General features: G+C 64.8%; 20 protein-coding genes. 6 read left to right on the top strand and 14 right to left on the bottom strand.

What is annotated here, in order from left to right:
* Positions 1-33: 33 nt before the first annotated feature.
* From AC1D0O_RS09455 to AC1D0O_RS09445, 3 genes are all read right to left on the bottom strand, one after another.
* Positions 34-522 (bottom strand): hypothetical protein, encoded by a 489-nt coding sequence (locus tag AC1D0O_RS09455; protein ID WP_477653259.1) that lies wholly within the window; start codon positions 520-522, stop codon positions 34-36.
* Positions 523-608: 86 nt separating this feature from the next.
* Positions 609-1,010, bottom strand: a complete 402-nt coding sequence (locus AC1D0O_RS09450) for a GNAT family N-acetyltransferase (protein ID WP_477653258.1) — start codon at positions 1,008-1,010, stop codon at positions 609-611.
* A gap of 66 nt (positions 1,011-1,076) precedes the next feature.
* A complete protein-coding gene (locus AC1D0O_RS09445; protein WP_477653257.1) occupies positions 1,077-2,084 on the bottom strand; it encodes an Lcl C-terminal domain-containing protein in 1,008 nt (335 codons plus the stop codon).
* Positions 2,085-2,738: 654 nt separating this feature from the next.
* Between AC1D0O_RS09445 and AC1D0O_RS09440 the strand changes: the two genes are divergently transcribed.
* Together AC1D0O_RS09440 and AC1D0O_RS09435 are read left to right on the top strand one after the other, a co-directional pair.
* Positions 2,739-4,082 carry a sensor histidine kinase gene (locus AC1D0O_RS09440; protein WP_477653256.1) on the top strand — a complete coding sequence of 448 codons (1,344 nt, stop codon included), beginning with the start codon at positions 2,739-2,741 and terminating at the stop codon, positions 4,080-4,082.
* 730 nt (positions 4,083-4,812) lie between these two features.
* Positions 4,813-5,820: a lysylphosphatidylglycerol synthase domain-containing protein gene (locus tag AC1D0O_RS09435; protein ID WP_477653255.1), complete on the top strand. Its 1,008-nt coding sequence runs from the start codon at positions 4,813-4,815 to the stop codon at positions 5,818-5,820.
* A 621-nt stretch (positions 5,821-6,441) separates the two neighbouring features.
* Here AC1D0O_RS09435 and AC1D0O_RS09430 read toward each other — a convergent pair.
* Together AC1D0O_RS09430 and AC1D0O_RS09425 are read right to left on the bottom strand one after the other, a co-directional pair.
* A complete protein-coding gene (locus AC1D0O_RS09430; protein WP_477653254.1) occupies positions 6,442-7,158 on the bottom strand; it encodes a glutathione binding-like protein in 717 nt (238 codons plus the stop codon).
* A gap of 99 nt (positions 7,159-7,257) precedes the next feature.
* The gene (locus AC1D0O_RS09425) at positions 7,258-9,984 is read right to left on the bottom strand and encodes a hypothetical protein (RefSeq protein ID WP_477653253.1); all 2,727 of its coding nucleotides are present in this window, start codon (positions 9,982-9,984) and stop codon (positions 7,258-7,260) included.
* A gap of 87 nt (positions 9,985-10,071) precedes the next feature.
* On the opposite strand from AC1D0O_RS09425, the gene AC1D0O_RS09420 reads away from it, so the two are divergent.
* Positions 10,072-10,323, top strand: coding sequence for a SlyX family protein (locus AC1D0O_RS09420; protein WP_477653252.1), 252 nt, complete (start codon positions 10,072-10,074; stop codon positions 10,321-10,323).
* A gap of 21 nt (positions 10,324-10,344) precedes the next feature.
* Here the strand turns inward: AC1D0O_RS09420 and AC1D0O_RS09415 are convergent, their stop codons facing one another.
* The 6 genes from AC1D0O_RS09415 to AC1D0O_RS09390 form a co-directional block, all read right to left on the bottom strand.
* Complete coding sequence (locus AC1D0O_RS09415; protein WP_477653251.1) at positions 10,345-10,722, bottom strand: GFA family protein; 378 nt, start codon at positions 10,720-10,722, stop codon at positions 10,345-10,347.
* Positions 10,719-11,318, bottom strand: coding sequence for a cysteine hydrolase family protein (locus AC1D0O_RS09410; RefSeq protein WP_477653250.1), 600 nt, complete (start codon positions 11,316-11,318; stop codon positions 10,719-10,721). The genes AC1D0O_RS09415 and AC1D0O_RS09410 overlap by 4 nt, the downstream gene beginning before the upstream one ends.
* Positions 11,305-11,802 (bottom strand): DUF421 domain-containing protein, encoded by a 498-nt coding sequence (locus AC1D0O_RS09405; protein ID WP_477653249.1) that lies wholly within the window; start codon positions 11,800-11,802, stop codon positions 11,305-11,307. The genes AC1D0O_RS09410 and AC1D0O_RS09405 overlap by 14 nt, the downstream gene beginning before the upstream one ends.
* A 24-nt stretch (positions 11,803-11,826) precedes the next feature.
* Positions 11,827-12,003, bottom strand: coding sequence for a DUF3606 domain-containing protein (locus tag AC1D0O_RS09400; protein WP_477653248.1), 177 nt, complete (start codon positions 12,001-12,003; stop codon positions 11,827-11,829).
* 112 nt (positions 12,004-12,115) lie between these two features.
* On the bottom strand, positions 12,116-13,561 hold the full coding sequence (locus AC1D0O_RS09395; protein ID WP_477653247.1) for a DHA2 family efflux MFS transporter permease subunit: 1,446 nt from the start codon (positions 13,559-13,561) through the stop codon (positions 12,116-12,118).
* A gap of 44 nt (positions 13,562-13,605) precedes the next feature.
* Positions 13,606-13,842: a hypothetical protein gene (locus AC1D0O_RS09390; RefSeq protein ID WP_477653245.1), complete on the bottom strand. Its 237-nt coding sequence runs from the start codon at positions 13,840-13,842 to the stop codon at positions 13,606-13,608.
* An 18-nt stretch (positions 13,843-13,860) separates the two neighbouring features.
* Between AC1D0O_RS09390 and AC1D0O_RS09385 the strand changes: the two genes are divergently transcribed.
* Positions 13,861-14,676 carry a hypothetical protein gene (locus AC1D0O_RS09385; RefSeq protein ID WP_477653244.1) on the top strand — a complete coding sequence of 272 codons (816 nt, stop codon included), beginning with the start codon at positions 13,861-13,863 and terminating at the stop codon, positions 14,674-14,676.
* Positions 14,677-14,688: 12 nt separating this feature from the next.
* Here AC1D0O_RS09385 and AC1D0O_RS09380 read toward each other — a convergent pair whose 3' ends face one another.
* Complete coding sequence (locus AC1D0O_RS09380) at positions 14,689-15,066, bottom strand: VOC family protein (RefSeq protein WP_477653243.1); 378 nt, start codon at positions 15,064-15,066, stop codon at positions 14,689-14,691.
* A gap of 346 nt (positions 15,067-15,412) precedes the next feature.
* Here AC1D0O_RS09380 and AC1D0O_RS09375 point away from each other — a divergent pair, with 346 nt between their 5' ends.
* Positions 15,413-15,802: an EF-hand domain-containing protein gene (locus AC1D0O_RS09375; RefSeq protein ID WP_477653242.1), complete on the top strand. Its 390-nt coding sequence runs from the start codon at positions 15,413-15,415 to the stop codon at positions 15,800-15,802.
* A 59-nt stretch (positions 15,803-15,861) separates the two neighbouring features.
* Here AC1D0O_RS09375 and AC1D0O_RS09370 read toward each other — a convergent pair whose 3' ends face one another.
* Positions 15,862-16,155: a hypothetical protein gene (locus AC1D0O_RS09370; RefSeq protein WP_477653241.1), complete on the bottom strand. Its 294-nt coding sequence runs from the start codon at positions 16,153-16,155 to the stop codon at positions 15,862-15,864.
* A 191-nt stretch (positions 16,156-16,346) separates the two neighbouring features.
* Positions 16,347-17,900, bottom strand: a complete 1,554-nt coding sequence (locus tag AC1D0O_RS09365) for an ABC transporter substrate-binding protein (protein WP_477653240.1) — start codon at positions 17,898-17,900, stop codon at positions 16,347-16,349.
* Between the two features lie 241 nt (positions 17,901-18,141).
* Between AC1D0O_RS09365 and AC1D0O_RS09360 the strand changes: the two genes are divergently transcribed.
* Positions 18,142-19,023 (top strand): helix-turn-helix domain-containing protein, encoded by an 882-nt coding sequence (locus AC1D0O_RS09360; RefSeq protein WP_477653239.1) that lies wholly within the window; start codon positions 18,142-18,144, stop codon positions 19,021-19,023.
* Positions 19,024-19,042: the final 19 nt, after the last annotated feature.

Genomic DNA, 19,042 nt, shown 5'->3' with positions numbered 1-19,042 from the left:
TGTTGCGAGTGTCCGCTTCTGCCGCCGAGAAAATCATTGTGGCGGACCGCGACGCATGGTCGCTATGTGTCCCGCAAATGATGTCTCCAGGTCCCATTGCGGCAAGCTGGTCATATCACCGTACGCATTGCAACGGGCTCGGAACGTCGCCATTCCATCAGCCGACAGGGCGCGTCTCTGGTTTGTCTTGAACGTGAGGTTCCGGTTGTGCACATCGCGTTTGTATTGAGCCCCCAGAACAGGGTGCTCCAGAATCCGGGTCCGGTGGCGCTCGACTTCCTCTAAAAAATCCAGATGACTGGTGCGCCAGAGCTGGTAGTGCTTTTCATTGTCGTCACTGGTCTCCGGAAACTCTTCCGAACATATGTCAGCGATATCACGGACGGCTTCGATGACACCAAAAATGACGCCCAGGTCACGGTAATACTCACCGGTGAACCGGGGTCCCTGTTGAGCGGACAGATTGCCGTGCATTGCCAGCGCGGACAGGGCCATGCCGGCGAGTGCGATTATTTTTCTCATGGTCCTCCTCCGATATTTTTTTCTATCTTCATTTCCGCCCTGGGTTCCGCCGCCATCCTAGCCCAAGCCCCGGCAGCCCAAAGCGGTCATTTGACCGCCTCCCGACGCACGCGCTCCATCGCTTCCGCAGACGCCGTGAAGCCAAGCCTGGAGAAAAACTCACGCGCTCCTCCGCGCCCCGCGCGAAGCACCCACGTCATGTTGGGTTCGTCACCGACGATTCGCTCAACCAGCTGTGTCCCGATGCCTTGACCGCGGCAAGACTCTTGCACCACGACCATGGAAAGATACCCATTGGACAAGCCGTCAGTGATGGCCCGCGCGAATCCGACGACTTGTGTTCCGTCCACGGCGACGATGACGCTCTGGGACGCGGCGATCAGCGCCTGCAGGTAGTCCATTGAAGGAATTCGATGCTGCCAACCATTGGCCGTTAAAAGTCGATATACGTCTGCGGTATCAGCCGGCTGGAAGAGTCTGGTTTTCATGAATTTTTCCCTCTGGCCGATTGTCGACATACAAGACGCACGGCACCCAGCCCACCTCGCACGACATCAGCGGACGAGCCGAACATAGCCCGGTGTCATGCGCGATGTCGCCCGGGCCCCGCCCAGGGCAAGATTCAGTATCCTGGCCGACGTGGGGAACGTGGGATATGCCTCGGACGTCCAGTAGAAGAACTGTGTGGGTGTATTGGGGAACCACGCCGGGTCAAGCATCGGCGGCGTTGCCCTGCCGAAACTCACGAGATCATGCAGTTCGGCCATCGACGGCAGGCGCCAGTCGGAATGCCCGCATAGCTTTGCCGCATTCACCGCCTTGACGTAAGCAAGGGCGTTGCTTGCCGCGGTTATCTGATCCGGCGAGGGATGCGACGGCGCATTGGAGACCATCACCTGCGCCTTGTCCGGATTGTCGAAGTTGGTGTACCTGTTGGCCTTGTCCCTGAAGCTGCCGTCCGCAGGCTTGCCTTCCCAGGTCAGCCCTGTGACGGCGTCGAGAACGCATTCGGTGCGGGCATAGGCTTGCCCGTCCGGGCCGGTGACCGTTTTGAAACTCACGCCTCTGTCGTTCGGCGACTTTTCGCTGGTGGCCGGCGAAGCGTCAGAGCGAACCATCCGTACGGGATTGCTTGCGCCTCTCAGGGATGGCAAGGTCGTCGCCGAGCCCAGATCGACAATCCAGGCGGTCATCTGGGGCGCGGCGGCCTGCGGTGTCGATGTCCAGAAGGCCAGGCCCGGTTTTTCGGACAGGAGATTCACCTCGGGCACTTGCCCTGCATCGCCCGCCCCCGCGATGCTGAAGAGTTCCTTGACGCCGGGAAGGCGCCACGCTGAGGGATCGGCCGTCACGGCCGTTGCCGCATCAAATGTGAACTTGCTGGCGGGGCCCGCGCACGCCGATCCGTTCCAGCCCTGGCCCTCGGCGCACCTTTTCCAGACCAGGTTCGTTTGCCGATCCAGCACCTGGTGTCCGTCGGCGGAAACTTCGAAGCGACTCTGGGCGATGCCTACCAGCGGCAAGGCGAGAGCCATTGCGAACAAATACGGCGATAGGGTCATGGTTAGCCTCCCGAGCGAATTTTTTAATAGTTAAATGATTCCAGCCAGGCCGATGACCCCCGCGAGCATCAGCAGCCGGCCACAAGGATTTCTGAAGCGCAGGCGTCCGCTTCTGGCCGACAAGCCACATCTTATCCAGGACATCCAGCGGCTCATACCTCAAAAGTTCCGAGCCGCTCGTACCAAGGCATCAGAGGACCACAAGCGCCCTCATTTGCCGGAGAGCCAGGAATAAAAAGGTATGCATTCCACCGCTGTAGCCCCCGGCCAATGACTACCAAAGGCAGCTCGTTCAAGCGCGCCTACACTGGCAAGATCGGGGTGGCGCCAACGGACAGGCAACACTTTCGCACGCCGGCTGCCGTTAAACCCATGGAACACGGCGCGCCGGCAAGGGCCGCGCGCCGCACGCCTGAAACCTCGCAAAAAATGTCTCCAGGAAGACTTTCCCCCGCGAAGGCCGGGGCGGATGTTCGTAAGCTGAATAAGTAGAACCCCCACCCCCGGCCTCTTCTGCCCATCCGGCACACAAGGGAAAATCGTTGATAGTGTGGTTGTCCACGCCTCTACCGCCCCTACCGTCTCTACCCGCCCACGGAAAAATTTTCTCTCCATGACGCCCACCCCGCCAGCCGCTTCCGGAAGCACCCTTCGATGAGTCCGCGCGAGGCCTGGGTCAACGTGCAGCTGGCCCACACCTTCATGCGCCATGCGCAGCCGACGCTGCACGCGGCCGTGCTGGTGATCATGGTGGTCGTGACGACGCTGTACCCGCATGTGGAGCCCTGGGGTCTCTGGGTGTGGACCCTGGCTGCGGGCTCGATAACGATGCTGCGTTACATCATCCTGCATGCCTACCGCCAACGGCTGGCGGAGGCCGACGGCGTGGCGCTGCGGGAGTTCATGTCGCTCCATGGCTGGGCCTGGCCCCTGAGCGCGGTGGTCTGGGGATCGCTGATGTTTGTGGTCTACCACCGGGCGCCTGTCGAAGAGCAGTTCGTCTGCATGTTGATCCTGTCGGCTATCGCGGCGACCGCGGTGTCTTCGTCGCCGCCGTGCTTGCGGACTTTCTCGGCCTACTGCAACGGCCTGGGCGCCTCGGTGCTGGCGGCCCTGGTCTGGCGCATGGACCTGCAAGGCGGCGTGCCGTCGGTGCTGGACACCGGCGCCGAGATGATGGTGGTGCTGGTCTTCCTGTGGGTGGCGCATGTGACGGGCCGCCGCATGTACCAGGCCCTGCGCATCAGCCTGGAGCTGCAGTTCGACCGCCAGCAGCTGATCAAGGCGCTGGAGGACCGCAAACGCTCGGTGGCGGACGCGGAGACGGTGAGGACGCGCTTTATCGCGAGCGCCGCGCATGAGCTGCGCCTGCCGGTGCATGCGCTGGGCCTGTATGCCGACTGGCTGACGAGGGAGCCGGAGTTCGCGGTGCAGATCGCGCGCAAGATCGGCGATTCGACGCACAAGATCGACGAGCTGTTCGAGTCGCTGTTCAGCCTGGCGGGGCTGGACCCGGCTTCGCTGAACGTGCAACTGCAGCCGGTGGACCTGGCCGCCTTGATCCACACGCTGGCCGAAGAGCACATGCCGCTGGCGCGCGAAAAAGGCCTGCGCCTGCGCACGCGCACCGCCGCGGGGCGCGCGCTGTCGGACCCGGTGCTGCTGGCGCGGCTGGTGGGCAGCCTGCTGTCGAATGCCTTGCGCAACACCCACGGCGGCGGCGTGCTGCTGGCGGCGCGGCAACGCCGGGGCCGCTGGCGCATAGAACTGTGGGACACGGGCACCGGCATCGCGCATGAACGGCAGCAAACCTTTGTACAGGGCATACCGCAGCAAGGCACGGCCGAGGGCTTCGGCCTGGAGCTGGCGGCCATCTACCGGCTGAGCCAGGCGCTGGGGCATCCTGTTGGGATGGCTGCGCGCCAGGGTGGGGGGAGTGTTTTTTGGGTTGAGTTGGCGAGGTATGAAGGCGACTTGCCGGGGAGCGGCTCGACGTAGCCTGGTCTTACTCCCGGCGGCGGCGCCCTCTGCATAGGGTTGCTGGCCGGGAGTCGCCCGGCATGCGACTCACTTTTTTTGCTTCGCCAAAAAAAGTAAGCAAAAAAAGGCGACCCGCAGTCTGGGTCCCTACGCTTCGCTTCGGGCAACCTGCGGTGCTCGACTACGGCGGGGTCTCGCGCAAACTCGCTTCGCTCAGACAAGCGCGATCCCTGATCCGCCTACGTCTGCGCTCCTCGGCCCAGCCAGGACGGGGCAATCGGGAGCGGAAGCGGGAACAGAAGACAGAAATACAAAGAACAAACCAAGACCACAAGGACTCGCCATGGCGAGTCCTTGTTTCTTCTGTATTCGGTATTGGTATTCCTTCCCCACCCCTTGTGGATGCGCCGAGGAGCGGAGGTCCAGACGGATCAGGGATCGCGTTGTTTGAGCGAAGCGAGTTTAGCGAGACCCCGTCTGGACCGAGCACCGCAGGTTGCCCGCAGCGAAGCGGAGGGACGCAGCAACCAGGGTCGCCTTTTCTTTTGCTTACTTTTCTTTTGGCGAAGCAAAAGAAAAGTGAGTAGCCGCCGGGCTACCCCCGGCCAACCGCTCTCAGCAAAGAGCACAGAGGAAGCGCACTAGCCGGAGCAAGACCCGGCACCCTCCCCGTCGGCCTGCGCCTACAAAAACCAGCGCCGCCAAGCTCTGGCGCAAGGCACACAGCCCGGGAGAAGATTCCCTCACCATGCCCAGCAGCACCGCGGCGCCCGCTCCCGCCGACCCCTCCATATCCGAATCCACCGCCACACCGCTGTGGCCGCGCGCACGTCGCTGGGTATTCCCCGCGCTGGGCCTTGTGGTGCTGGGCCTGCTGGTGTCGCATGCGCACAAGGTGGACTGGGCCGGCGCCTGGCAGGCGTTGTGGCGTTATTCGCCGTGGCTGCTGCTGGGTGTGCTGGGCCTGGCTACCGCCAGCCATGCGCTGTACGGCTGCTTCGACCTGATAGGCCGGCGCCACACACACCACACACTGCCGCGCCTGCAGACCTGGGCGATCGCCGTGACGAGTTATGCCTTCAACCTGAACCTGGGCTCGCTGGTGGGCGGGGTGGCGCTGCGGGCGCGGCTGTACACACGGGCCGGGCTCGATGAAGCGACCATCGCACAGATCGTGGGCCTGAGCCTGGCGACCAACTGGCTGGGCTACGGGCTGGTGGCGGGCAGCCTGTTCGCGAGCGGCATCATCGCCCTGCCCAGCCAGGCGCACATAGGCGCAACGGCGCTGCGAACGCTGGGCGTGGCCATGGTGTTGCTGGCCATCGCCTACGTGGCGGCCTGCGCCTTCGCGCGCGGGCGCGAGTGGCGTGTGCGGGGGCGGCGGCTGACCTTGCCCTCCCCCGGGCTGGCAGGGGTGCAGCTGCTGCTGTCGGCCACCAACTGGGCCTTAATGGGCGCGGCCATGTTCTGGCTGCTGGGCGGCCAGGTGGAATACGGCAAGGTGCTGGGGGTGTTGATGGCGGCTTCCATCGTGGGGGTGATCATGCCGATTCCCGGCGGCCTGGGAGTGTTGGAGGCGGTGTATCTGGCTTTGTTGTCTGGGAGTGTTCGGCAAGGGACGCTTATGGGGGCGGTGCTGGCGTACAGGGCGCTGTACTACTTCTTGCCGCTGGCTGGGGGGATGGTGTTGTATTTGTTGTTGGAGAGGTATGCGGCTGGACATACGGCAGAGAGCGGCTCTGCCCCCGCCGCTTGATGAAGCCGGTTCTTGCTCCGGCGGAGCGCCCTTCTCTTGGTCTTGCTGGCCGGGGTTGCCGGCAGCAAGTAACTTTCTTTTGCTTCGCCAAAAGAAAGTCACCAAAGAAAAGGCGACCCGCAGTCTGGGTCCCTACGCTGCGCTACGGGCAACCTGCGGTGCTCGAGCCAAGCGGGGTCCGGCTAAACTCGCCTTCGGCTCAGACAACGCCGGCCCTGATCCGCTTGTCTCTGCGCTCCTCGGCCCAGCCAGGACGGGGCAATCGGGAGCGGGGAAAGAAGACAAATACAAACAAGGACTCGCCGTGGCGAGTCCTTGTTTCTTCAGGTATTCGGTATTGGTATTCCTCCCCACCCCTTGTGGATGCGCCGAGGAGCGGAGGTCCAGACGGATCAGGGATCGCGTTGTTTGAGCGAAGCGAGTTTAGCGAGACCCCGTCTGGACCGAGCACCGCAGGTTGCCCGCAGCGAAGCGAAGGGACGCAGCAACCAGGGTCGCCTTTTCTTTTGCTTACTTTTCTTTTGGCGAAGCAAAAGAAAAGTGAGTAGCTGCCGGGCTACCCCCGGCCAGCAACCCTCAGCAGAGCGCGCACCGCCGGAGCAAGAACCGGCTTCAAAAAACTCAACCCCGCTTAGGAATTCCCAACCCCTTCACCACCGCCGGCCGCGCCACAAAAACCTCTAACACTCTCTTGACATTCGGGAAGTCAGCAAACCCGACAAGCTCACCGGCTTCATAAAAGCCGACCAGATTCCGAACCCACGGGAAGATCGCAATGTCGGCAATGGTGTATTCATCACCCATCACCCAAGACCGCCCCCGCAGCCGCTGCTCAAGCACCCCAAGCAGCCGCTTGGACTCGCCAACATACCGGTCACGAGGCCGCTTGTCTTCAAACTCCTTGCCGGCGAACTTATGGAAGAACCCGAGCTGGCCGAACATGGGTCCAATGCCGCCCATCTGGAACATCACCCACTGGAGGGTTTCATAACGGCCTGCGGCGTCCTGGGGGATGAATTTGCCGGTCTTCTCGGCCAGGTAGACCAGGATGGCGCCGGACTCGAACAGGGGCAGCGGCCGGCCGCCTGGGCCCTTGGGGTCGATGATGGCGGGAATTTTGTTGTTGGGGTTGAGCGAGAGAAAGGCCGGCGACATCTGGTCGTTGGTCTCGAAGCTCACGAGGTGCGGCTCATAGGCCAGGCCGGTCTCCTCGAGCATGATGGAGACCTTGACGCCGTTGGGCGTGGGCAAGGAATACAGCTGGATCTGATCAGGATGCTGGGCGGGCCATTTCTGGGTGATGGGGAAGTCTTGGGGGAAGTTCTGGAGTTGGGTCATGGTGTGGCGGATTGTGAAACGAAAGGCGGCTGCACGGCGCAGCGCCCACTGTATTCCGGATGGCGGAAACGGGTATTCCCCGCGCAGGGCCGGCGTCCCTCATCGAAAGACGCGTGACCCGATCAGCACCCCCAGCTTGCGGTAGCTTTCCCACTGGGCTTCGTCAAAAAACTGGTCAAAGGTGGTCTGCTGCGGGAACGAGGGGTTTCTGGCCTGGTACTGGAACAGGTCCAGCGGGGCGCTCTGGATCAGGCGCGGCTTGAGCACCAGCACGATGCTCTCGTCGGCGCTGCCCGCGTAACGCACGCGATAAAGCAAGGCGCACTTGTCGTCGGCAACGGCCGAAAGCTTGCCCTCAGGGCCGGCTGGCGGGCACAGCTCGGCTTCATCACTCGCGAAGTAAGGCGCCAGCCTCTCCGCATCCGGGGCGAAACGGGGAACGTCGGCGGGCCTGACACATTCAAATTCCGCGCCGAAGTCGATGCGCGCCAGGCGCATGAGGTTGGCCAGGTCCGCGAAGCCGTAGTGGGGGTCGGCGCCGCAATCGCAGCACACGATAAAGCCCACGCGCCGGCGCAGCAGCTCGAAGACGCCGGTGTTCTCGAAATGCCCGCCGTCGCTGAGGTACCAGTGCGAGCCGTCGGTCCCGAGGAAGCGCGCACGCAGTTCGCGCTGCAGATAGGCCTGGTTGCGCCACAGCGGCGACAGCTTTTTGGCATCCCTTTTTCCGGAATTCCACCACCAGCCCAGGCGTATGTTGATGAGGGTGAACAGCATGGCTTGCCCGAGCGAAGTGCCGCGGCCCAGGCCGGTCGAGAACGCCGCGCCGGATATGCCCATCCACTGGCCTATGGACAGCTCGGGCGGCGGGCGCCTGGGGACTTTGGCGGGCGGCGGCATGCCCGCGACGTGGCCGGTGCGGCAATCCCAGGGCAGGCCGTCCACGGTGATGCCCGCGGGCGTGACCGCCATCGGGAGGCCCTGCCTGTCGCGCTGCGTGAGCTGGTCGCCGGTACCGGTGGTGGCGTTGATGGTCACGTTGATGAGGTGGGCCGGCCCGAGATGATTGTTTCGGTAGTAGGCCTCGCGCGTAAAGTCGTCGCTGGCGTCGGCCTCGGTCACGTCCATCTTGGGTTGCGCCGGGTCGAAGCGCCTTTTGTTCGAGGCGCCCAGGTAAGCGCGCGTGAGGCGTGCGCCGTACATGGTCTGCAGGCTGGACAAATTGATGAAACCCAGGAAACAGCCCGCCGCCACCGTGGCCAGCAGGCAGAAGCCCATCAATACCGCCGGGTACACATAGCGCAGCGGTCCGGTGAAACCCAGGCCGGCGCCGGCCTGAGTGAACATGGCTTCGACGATGAGCCCCGGGGCCGGCGGCTGCAGGCCGAGCAGCAAGGCGGCGGCCACGCAGTTCCAGGCCACGGCCAGCAGCAGGGCCAGCGCCAGGCCGACAACGCCGAGGATGGCGTTGAGCGGAAGCTTGCCGAGCCAACTGTCCTTGCCGGGCTGGGCCAGCATGGGGGCGAACTGCCGTATCGCCGCCACCAGCGCGGTGACGGCACCCGCCACGCTGAACACCATGCCGGGCCCCGGAGCGCTCGCCGCCATCCAGAGGTAGAGGGTCTGGCCCGCGGTCTCCAGCAGCGCGAGCAGGCCGACGACCCACAACACGGTGAGCACATTCGACAGCCACCGCGTGATGCGGTTGCGAAACAGCCTGGATGATTGCCACGGGACATATTTCGCGGCACAAAACACCAGCAGGGACACGAACAGCGAGAGGTCCATCAGCGCCAGCAGGGTGAGCGGCAGCGGAACATCGAGGAGCCCGGAGGGAACGCCCGGCGCCTTGGGCCAGAGCAGCCAGGCGGCGGCGATGCCCAGCGCCAGCAAGGCGGCCGCCGCAAGGGCCGGCTTGGGGATGGGCTCTTCGGCCTGGGCCATGGGCTTGTCCTGGTCCAGCCAGTAGGCCACGCCACAGGGGACGACCGCGACCAGGAACCAGGCGCCCAGCACGCCGAACCAGGGGCTGTACCAGACCCGGAAATCCTTGAGCGGCAGCGCCGGCTGCATGAAACGCTCCAGCCCGGCCGCCGCATGGCTGACCGCATCGACCGGAATCTGCAGGCTGGCGAAACGCAGGGCGAACATCAGCAGGAACACGGCCAGCAGCGTGACGCCCATCACGTAGTGCACGGCGCACAGGTTGCGGATGGCGATGGCGACGTCGTAGAACAGGTCGCCGGTGTTGTTGGGCGCGAGGTAGCGGCCGTTTTCGCGCAGCCAGCGCAAGGGGCGGTCGGGTGTGGCGGGCGGCGCCTTGGCCAAGGAGACCTGGAGCTTGCTGAGCCTGCCGGGGGGATCGGTGGCGAGCGCCGCGTAGGCCTCGCTCGCAAGTTCCATCGGTGTGGGCGCCGGCGCGGCTGCGGGCGKGGACGGCTCCAGCGGCTCCCTGGCGCGGAACAGCGCGGAGAAGAAACCCCCGGTGTAGCCGCCGCCGCTGACAGTGGACAAGAAATCAAAGCGGGCCAGCAGGGGCCATGCGCTGATGGAGGAAGCCGGCAGGGACTTGGGCAAGGGGTTATTGGTTTCCGCCGGCAGCTTGAACGGGGCTTTCGCCAGCGCCTGCAGCACGCCCAGGCAGAAGGTCGCGCTGCGGATGCCGCCGCCCGACAGGGCCAGGCCCCAGTTTTCTTCGGGGCCCTTGCCGTCTGCATAGACAAACGCGCGGCGTGACGCGATGGCGTCACGCTCGGCCTGCAGGCCGCCTTCTGCTTGTCTTGCTCCTCCTGGCGCTTCCGGTTTCTCAATGGTTTGTTCCACCATGTTGCCCCCCCCTTCTGCGAAAGATGGGGCCAGCTTAGACAAGGCCTGGGGAAAAGGCAATGGCCGGGCTTCGTGTCCAATACGGGCATGGAACACCCCAAAAACGACCCGCAGGCTGCGCATGGCAGCAGCGACACCGAGCAGCGCCTGACCGAACTCGAGATCAAGGCCAGCTTTGCCGAAGACCTGCTGGACCAGCTCGACAAGATCATCGTGCGCCAGCAGCAGCAAATCGACGCCTTGCTGCGCGAGGTCGCCGACCTCAAGGCCGCGCCGGTGCGCGACGGCGACATCACCACCGCGCGCAGCCTGCGCGATGAACTGCCGCCGCATTTCTGAGGGTTGTTGCGGCCGCGCCGGCTACCAGAGGTTCTTGCCGTCGATCACGGTGACGGGCGCGGTGGCCGCATCGAAATCATCGAACAGGCGCGCATTGACGCCTATGCGGCGCGTGCTGCCGTCCCAGCTGCCGTCCATCTCGAAGGCCGGGCTGTCGGTATAGGTGGCAATGCCGCACTCGGGGCAGAAGTGATGGTCGACCAGCTTGGTCTTCCAGCGGTAGATCGCGTCGGCGGCCGCGGGCGTGGTGACGTGAAACTGCTCAGGGGTGTAGTACGCGAGCAGCGCGCCGCGCTTGCTGCAGAAGGAGCAGGTGCAGCGTGTGAGCTGGTCCGGCATGTCGCCGTCTATGCGAAAGGCGTTTTTGCCGCAATGGCAGCTTCCGGTGAGGGTGGTCATGCGCTTCTCCTGTGTTGGGATGCGGGGGTGACGGCGCTTTGGATGAAGGCCGAGGGCGAAATGTCGCACTTGAGGATGCGTGCCATATAGGCCAGCGACTGCTTGTGGTATTCCGCCGATTCAGCGGCGCAGCAATCGGAGGGAACCTGCAGCTTGAAGCCGCGCAGAAAGCCGTCCATCGCTGTCAGCTGCACACACATGTCGGTCGCCACGCCGGTGATGATGATGTCCTTGGCGTCCATGCGGGACAGCAGCAGGTCCAGCGGCGAGCCCAGAAAGGCCGAGTGCCTGGGCTTGAGGACGGTGAGGTCGCCGCGCCCGGGGCGCAGCAGGCGCGCCATCTCGCCGGAAGCGCCGGGGCTGCCGGCGCAGCGCTCGACCAGGCTCTGGAAGTCGGACTGCCAGCCGCCGTAGTTGTCGTTGGCATAGATGGCGGGTACGCCTTGCTCGCACAGCACGGCTTTGAGGGCGGCGGTGGCGCGCGCGGCTTGGACGGCGCTTTCGGCCAAGTCCTCAGCGCCCGGAAAATCCATGGGGTTGATGAAGTCGATCAGCAGCAGCACACGGCGGCTGCGCGGAAGCTCATCCGTGTTCACGGGACAGGGCCAGCGGCGGGCTGCTGGCTTCTTTGAGGATGCTGATTTTCCCGTCGGCCTCGAGACAGGCGAACTTCATGTCGGACTGCTCGCAGTCGGCCTCGCGCAGGGCCTGCTCGATGTCCTCCACGGGGATGCGGTGCTTCTTGAGGACGTCGGCGAATATTTTCCCGTCGCGCCCGACCAGCACCGGCCGGCCTTCCATCAGCGTCTGCAGGCGGGCGCTGCGCGAGGTGGCGAAGGCGACGAGCACGTTCAGGGCCACCAGTGTCGCGGCGGCCAGCAGGCCGCCGGTCACCGATTCTTCCCCACCGTTGAGGCCGCTGGAGACGGACTCGCTGAGCAGCATCACGACCAGCAGGTCAAAGGGCGTGAACTGCCCGACGGTGCGCCGGCCCGAGAAGCGGACCATGGCCAGCAGTGCGCCGTAGATGATCACGGCGCGCAGAGGCAATTCCCACCAGTCGGCATGGAGGTCGAACATGCTGGGTGCGCGGCGGATGGCCGTTTATTTTTTCGCGAGGTGGGCGCGCACGGCCTCGGCCGAATGGCCCACCGCCTTGACGGCGTCGCGCAGCTGCTGCTCGGTGCAGCCCAGCGACTTCATCCAGTCGCGCAGCTCATGGGCCTGCTCGAGAGAGATCAGCTTGCGGTCTGCGCCTGTCTTGCTTTTGTCGTCGGACATGGGTTTCTCCTGGAGGGAAAAACCGGATCGTAGGCCTGGCCCTTTCGCCCGGCCTGTAGGACGGCAACGCCTTGCGCGGGCAGCGCTTTCCCATGGCCGGACGGCGTGACGCCTAGTGCGTGACTGCGGCCGGCTTGGCGCCGGCGGCCGCCGCGCCCGCGGGCCTGAGCAGCACGGCGCCCAGCACCGCGGCCACGGCCGCGAAGACCGCGCCGATCACAAAGGCCAGCTGGTAGCCGCCGTTGAGCGCCGCGACCGCATCCACGCCGGTGCCGGCCAGCGCGGTGGTACGTGCGGCCGCGAGGCTGGCCAGCACGGCCAGGCCCAGGGCGCCGCCCATCATGAAGGAGGTGTTGACCACGCCGGAGGCAATGCCGGACTCCGCCGGGTCGACGTCGCTCATGGCGGCCAGCAGCACCGGGTTGAAGGCCATGCCGGCGCCCAGGCCCAGCAGCAGCATGCCAGGCAGCACGTCGAACGCGAAGCTGCCGCCCACGGGCGCGCGCGCGAACAACGCCAGGCCCACGGCGGCCAGCAGCAGGCCGGCGGCCAGCGGCGCGCGTATGCCGAAGCGCATGACGATCTTCGCCGACAGGCCCAGCGAAAAGGCGGCCATGATGAGGTTGGCCGGCAAAAATCCCAGGCCGACCTGCATGGCGCTGTAGCCCAGCACCAGCTGCATGTAGAGCGCCGAGATGAAGAACCAGGCAAACATGGCGGCGGCCCAGAGCACGCCGACCACGTTGGCGGTGGCGACGTTGCGCAGGCGGAACAGGCCCAGCGGCATCAGCGGCGTCTGCACCTTGGACTCGATGGCCAGGAAGACGGCCATGAGCACCGCGGCCGCGCCCAGCAGGCCCAGGGTCTGGCCCGAGAGCCAGCCGGCCTCGTTGCCGTTGACGATGCCGTAGACGGCCAGCATCAGCGAGCTGGTGACGGTGACGGCGCCCCCCACGTCGAGCTTCGCGCCGGTGGCCTCGCCCTTGCCGCCGGGCAGCAGCATGAGGCACAGCGCGAAGACCGCGCCGCCTATGGGCAGGTTGACCAGGAAGATCCAGTGCCAGCTCAGCGCGTCGGTCAGCAGGCCGCCCAGCAGAACGCCTATGCTGCCGCCGCCGGCGCAGACAAAGCCGTAAACACCCATGGCCTTGGCGCGCTCGGCCGGCTCGGTGAACAAATTCATGATGAGCGACAGCGAGATCGCCGAGACCACCGCACCGCCCAGGCCCTGCACCGCGCGCGCGACGACCAGCAGCGCCTGCGAGTTGGCGAGGCCGCAGGCCAGCGAGGCCACGGTGAACAGGCTGAGCCCGGCCAGGAAAAGCCGGCGGTGGCCGTACAGGTCGCCGAGCCTGCCCCCCAGCAGCAGGAAGCCGCCGAAGGTCAGCATGTAGGCGTTGACCACCCAGACCAGCGAGGTCTCGGTGAAATGCAGGTCGGTGCGTATGGAAGGCAGGGCCACGTTGACGATGGTGGTGTCGAGCACGATCATCAGCACCCCGAGGCACAGCACCATCAGGGCCCACCAGCGCTTGCGGCTGTCCATGTGTTGTCTCATTTGCGGTTTCTCCTCTGCTTCATGGATGAATGTTGTCCGTCAAATCAGGGCAGGTTCTGGTCGATCCGGCGCGAAACCATGCCGTGGCCGCGCATGTTACGCCATGGCAGGCGAAGCCGGCGGGCAATATGCGTCGCGCCCTGTCCTACAAGCGCCTCGGATTTTGGCGGATAGCCGGACGGGATTGCGCTGGCTAATTTAGAACGGATTCTTGAGGACAGGAAACGGGAGCCTTGCGGCATTTTTAAAACACTCGCAGCACGCCGCGCACTTTTAGCCATGGGATGTATTTCATGCGGATGACTCCATTGCCCCGCCTTGCCGGCCGGGCCCTGAAGATGGCCGGGCTTGGCGCCCTGGCGCTGCTGGGCGGCGCGGCTCTGGCCCAACCCTCGCCGGCCCTGGACCGCGCGAGTTTCTCGATAGGCGCTTTCCACGCCGACCCGACCTTCAACGCGGCGGTGAACACCAACTTCGGCCGGCTGGACTCGGGCGACTCCAAGAGCAGCAGCGTGACCATGCCGCGCATCAAGGCCGACGTGCTGCTGTTCGAGAGCCAGGGCCTGTCCTTCGACTATTACCAGTTCAAGCGCGGCTACGGGGATTCGCTGGCCAGCAACTTCAACATCGGCAGCGGCACGGTGACGACCACAGGCACGGCGAACCTCGACGTGAAAGTGGACTTCGCCAAGCTGGCCTACAAATGGTGGCTGGGTTCGGGCAACACCGTGCTGGGCCTGGGCCTGGGCGCCGCCTACTACCGCGTGGGGCTGGACCTGAACGCCACCGCGGCGGTCACCGGCGGCGGCACCGGCAGCATCCGGCAAAGCGACAGCGACGACGCGGTGGCGCCGCTGGTGGAAGTGGGCCTCAGGCATGCGATTTCGCCGGACCTGCGCCTGTTCGCCGACGCCTCGGGCGTGAAAAAAACCGGCGGCAGCGCGCGCGGAGAAATCTACAACGCCGCCGTGGGCGTGGAATGGTTCCCGATGAAGAACGTCGGCGTGGTGCTGGACTACGGCCTGACCGACATCGACCTGCGCCGCGACAGCAACAATGCGCGCTTTCGCGTGAAGCTCAAGGGGCCATCGGCCTTCCTCAAAGTGCGCTTCTGACATCCGGCCGGATTAGCGGTTGAGGATGTGCAGGATATTGCCGCTCGGGTCCTTGAACCAGGCGCCCTTGAAGTCGCCGGCGACATGGGCGCCGCCCTGCAGCGCCATGCCGGGCATGTCGTAGTGCTCAAACGCTACGCCTTTGGCCTTGAGCGCTTTCATGATGTTGTCGAATTCGTCGCCCACACCCCAGGTGCAGGAAGTCGCCTGGTTGGTGCCGGCGAACTGCGAGACGTAAACCAGGATGGTGGCGGTGCCGCTCTGGTAGGTCAGCACTTCCTCTTCGCCGCTTTCGAGCGGTGTGAGGCCTAGCGTGCCCTCATAGAATTTCTTCGCGGCGGCAAGGTCCTTGACCGCGATGGTGGCCATGGCGTTTCGGTTGGCAAGCATGGGAATCTCCTTTCATGCCCATGTTTGTCACGGTGCCGGGGCTTGTCAACCGGGCTGCTGCAGGAAGATGTTTTTTTGTGTTGTCGCGCGAGGTCTGTCCACATTGGCGCGCGGGCGGCTCTTCCTCTCGCTCCTTCCCCCGCTGGGGGAAGGAGCGAGAGCGGCAACGTGGCATCGAACCATTGCGCCGTTTTCCTCAAATTCAAGCTTTGGCGCGGGGATATCGCGCAAAGAAATGTGTCCAGCGTCCGCCCTGCGGTAAACCGGCGCAACACCCTGCAAGAACACTGGCATTGGGGCCGGGGGTAGCATTCAATGAATGACTGACCACTCTCGCAGGAAGCCCATGAAACAGACCACGCCCACGACCGTTCCCACCTACGCGCCCGCCGGCCTGAACCGTCCCCGCATCCTGATGCTGGGGTCTTTGCTGGCCCTGGCCGCTGCGGCCGCCTTGCTGGCCGCGCAGGCGAACGCCCAGACTCCGGAGCCGGCGGCGGCAGCCTCAGCGCCCGCCGCAACACCCGCAGCACCGGCCGTCGTCTATTACGACCCCAAGGACCTGGAGCGCGCTTTCAAGTTCATGGACAAGACCGGCGACGGCAAGATCAGCCGCGACGAGGCGTCGAACTTTCGCGGTGTCTCGAAGCACTTTGACGAGGCCGATACCAACAAGGACGGTTTTTTGTCACGCGAAGAGTTCGACAACGCGATGAACCGAAGCAAACAGCCCTGATTGCCTCTCACCCATGAAAAAGCCGTGCGGCTTGTGGCCGCTCGCGTCAGGGCAGGCGCTCAAGCCACCTCATCGGCATGATGGGTGATGTTTTTGGCCCAGAGCGAGAGCGGCCTGAATTTCGAGAAAAGCCAGAGGCCGACAACGCAGGCGGTTCCAATAACGGCCGTGAGAAATCCGGTCATCATGATTCCTATGAGGGGCCCCAGAAGGAAACCCATCACGCCGTGCATATGCCGGCCCTCCCATTGCACCGTGTTGAAGCCGAATGCGGCGAGAAGGCCAAACACCAGGCAAAGCGGTATCAGGGAGAAGGCCGTCCCGACAAAAACCAGTTTGTAGACGGAACCCACGTACAGGCGGGTTAGCGAAATTCGTGTGAACAAGGGATCTCCTGGTTTTTGAGGTACTGGGGCTGGGCAGCCGCGAACGTAACATATGCCTGGATCCAAAACGGACCTCGAGGACCTCTCCAAAAAAAAGCCGTGCGGCTTGCAGCCGTACGGCTTTTTGCATCAGGAGCCGCTCACGCTCACGCTCAGTCTCAGTTCTTCAGCTTCACATTCCAGAAGAAAGGCCACAACGCGGGCTGGTAATTTTCCAATTTGGTGGACTTGGCCGACAGGCTGTTGAACTTGCCGATGTCGATGTAGGGCACTTCGTCATACACGAGTTGCTGCACCTTGCCCCACAGCGGCGCGCGCTTGGCGGGAACCGGCGTGTGGTTGAACTCGAGCAGCGCGGCCTGCTTGCCGGGGGTGTTCCACCAGCCGGGCGCGCCGTCGCCGAGCTGCGGCGGCGAGAGCATCGGTTCGGGCAGCAGGCCCGAGTGCGTCACGTAGATGTCCCAGGCGGCGGAGTCGTTGCGGCGCTGCACCAGCGTGGCCCAGTCGACCACCGTGAGTTCGGCCTTGATGCCGGCGCGCTTGAGCTGCTCGGCCATGACCATCGCCATGTTGTAGTGGAAGTCGTACTGGCGGCTCGTCAGGATGCGCACCGTCTCGCCCTTGTAGCCGGCGGCTTCGGCCAGGCTCTTGGCCTTGGCGGGGTCGCGCTGGTTGTAGTTATCGCCGCCGGCGGCGGAGTAATAAGGCGAGCCCTGCGGGAAGTGGTTGGCCTCGGCCGTGAAGAAACGCGTGTCGCCGAAGCCGGCGGCCATCATCTCGCCGGGACCTATGGCGGTCTGGATGGCTTGGCGCATGCCCTTGTTGGCGTTGATGCCCTCACGCGTGTTGAACACCAGGTAGGGGAAACCAAAGGCCGGTGTGATCACGGCGGTGGCGCGGCCGCCGGCTTTTTCGAGGCGGGCCAGCGCGTCTATGGGCAGCAGGTCGGCGAAGTGGAACTGGCCGGACATGGCGCCTTCGACGCGCGTGTTGGGCGTGGGCACGGGGATGAAGCGCAGCTCTTCGATGAAGGCTTCGCGCTTGCCGCCGTAGCCGTTGGCCGGCTCCTTGCGCGAGGTGTAGCCGTCAAAGCGCGTGAGCACCACGTACTGGTCGGTGCGGCGTTCCTTGAACTTGTAGGGGCCGGTGCCGATGAAGTCGCGCAGCGGAATCTGCACGGCTTCCTTGGCCATGATGGCGGCCATGCCGCTGGGCAGGGCCAGCTGCGCGAGCAGCGGCGCGTAAGCCGACTTCAGCGTGAGTTCGACGGTGGTGTCGTTGAGCGCCTTGAGATCGGTGATTTCCTTGCCCACGGCTTTGCCGCGCGGCGCTTCCTTGATCCAGCGCTTGAGGCTGACGACCACGTCCTCGGCGTCCAGCGCGCGGCCCGAGTGCAGCTTCACGCCCTTTCGCAGGGTGATGGTGACGACCTTGCCGTCGGCCGAGAAGCGCGGCATGCCTTCGGCCAGCATGGGCACGACATTCCACTTGGCGTCAAAGGTGTAGAGCGGCTCGTACACGTGCTGCATGATGGTGCCGACCAGGTCGGTGGTGGCCTGCATCGGGTCCAGCGAGGGCGGCTCGCCCACCATGGCCAGGTTGGCCGCCGAGGCCGTGGTCTGGGCCAGCGCCGGGGCGGCGCCCTGCCAAGCGGCCATCAGGCCAAAAACCAGTGCCGGCAGCAGCCGGCGTGTCTGTATGCGGTAAGCCATAAGCACTCCTACGTGAAAGTTAATTTCAGAAATCGTAGGATATTTGGCTAATTGTGAGATTATGTAAGTGATTACCCTGAAGAATGTGCGTTTAGTTTGAAATTAAATTTCGTTGCACAGGGAAGTTGAATTCGCAGCCAGGAATAGCCGCAGGCTGCGCCGCCGCATGGCCGGCGGCATGACAGGGCCGCCGCCAGGGCCTAGACTGAAGACAAGCCCAGGCTTCAAAGTCCATAAGTTCATGCAACGTGCGCCCCATCCTCTGCTTGCACCCTTCGTCAAGACGGCGTGGGCCAGCTTGCCTGCGGCATTGGAGGCCAAGACTGAGCCGGCGCGCGAGCATGTGTTGCCGACCGGCCTGATGCACCTGGTGTTCCGCCTCTCGGGGCCGTCCGTGCGCATCTTCGACAGCGCCGCCGACGGCGAGGGACGGCAGCTCGGCCATACGCTGGTGGGCGGGCCGCGCGCGGTGTTTTACGCCAAAGACATTACCGCACCCTCCCCTTCGGTGGGCGTGCAGTTGCTGCCCGGCGCGGCGCAGGCCTTGCTGGGCCTGCCGGCCGATGAACTGGCGGGACAACACGTGAGCCTGGAAGACCTGTGGGGCAGCCATGCCGCCGTGGCGCGCGAGCAGTTGCTGGCCGCCGCGACACCGCGGGATGCCCTGCACCGCCTTGAGGCCCTGCTGCTGCAGCGCCTGAGCGCCGGCCCGGCGCGGGCCGCGCACCCGGTGGCCATGCTGGCCTTGCGGCAATTCGAGGCGGGCATGGACGTGAATGATGCGGTGGCCCGCAGCGGCTACAGCCATCGGCAGTTCATACGCATCTTCTCGCAGGCCGTGGGCCTGGCTCCCAAGCTGTATTGCCGGGTGCGGCGTTTCCAGAAAGCCCTGCCGGGGGTGCAGAGCCCTCTGGCCCTGGCCGCCGTGGCGATGGAGGCGGGCTACAGCGATCAGCCGCATTTCAACCGCGAGTTCCGTGAATTCGCCGGCCTCACACCCGAGCAGTACCGGCTGGCGCGGCCGGCCTCGGCCAACCATGTGCCGGTGCCGCCCGCAGCCGGTGCGGCCTCTTCGTGGCCGCATGTCAATTTTGTTCAAGACCTGGCGAATGCCGGGCGATAGACTGGCCGCATTCCCTTTC

This window comes from Polaromonas sp. P1_F2 (genome assembly GCF_056405735.1).
The sequence above is the reverse complement of the archived record's forward strand: the minus strand, read 5'-3'. Positions and strand labels throughout refer to the sequence as shown.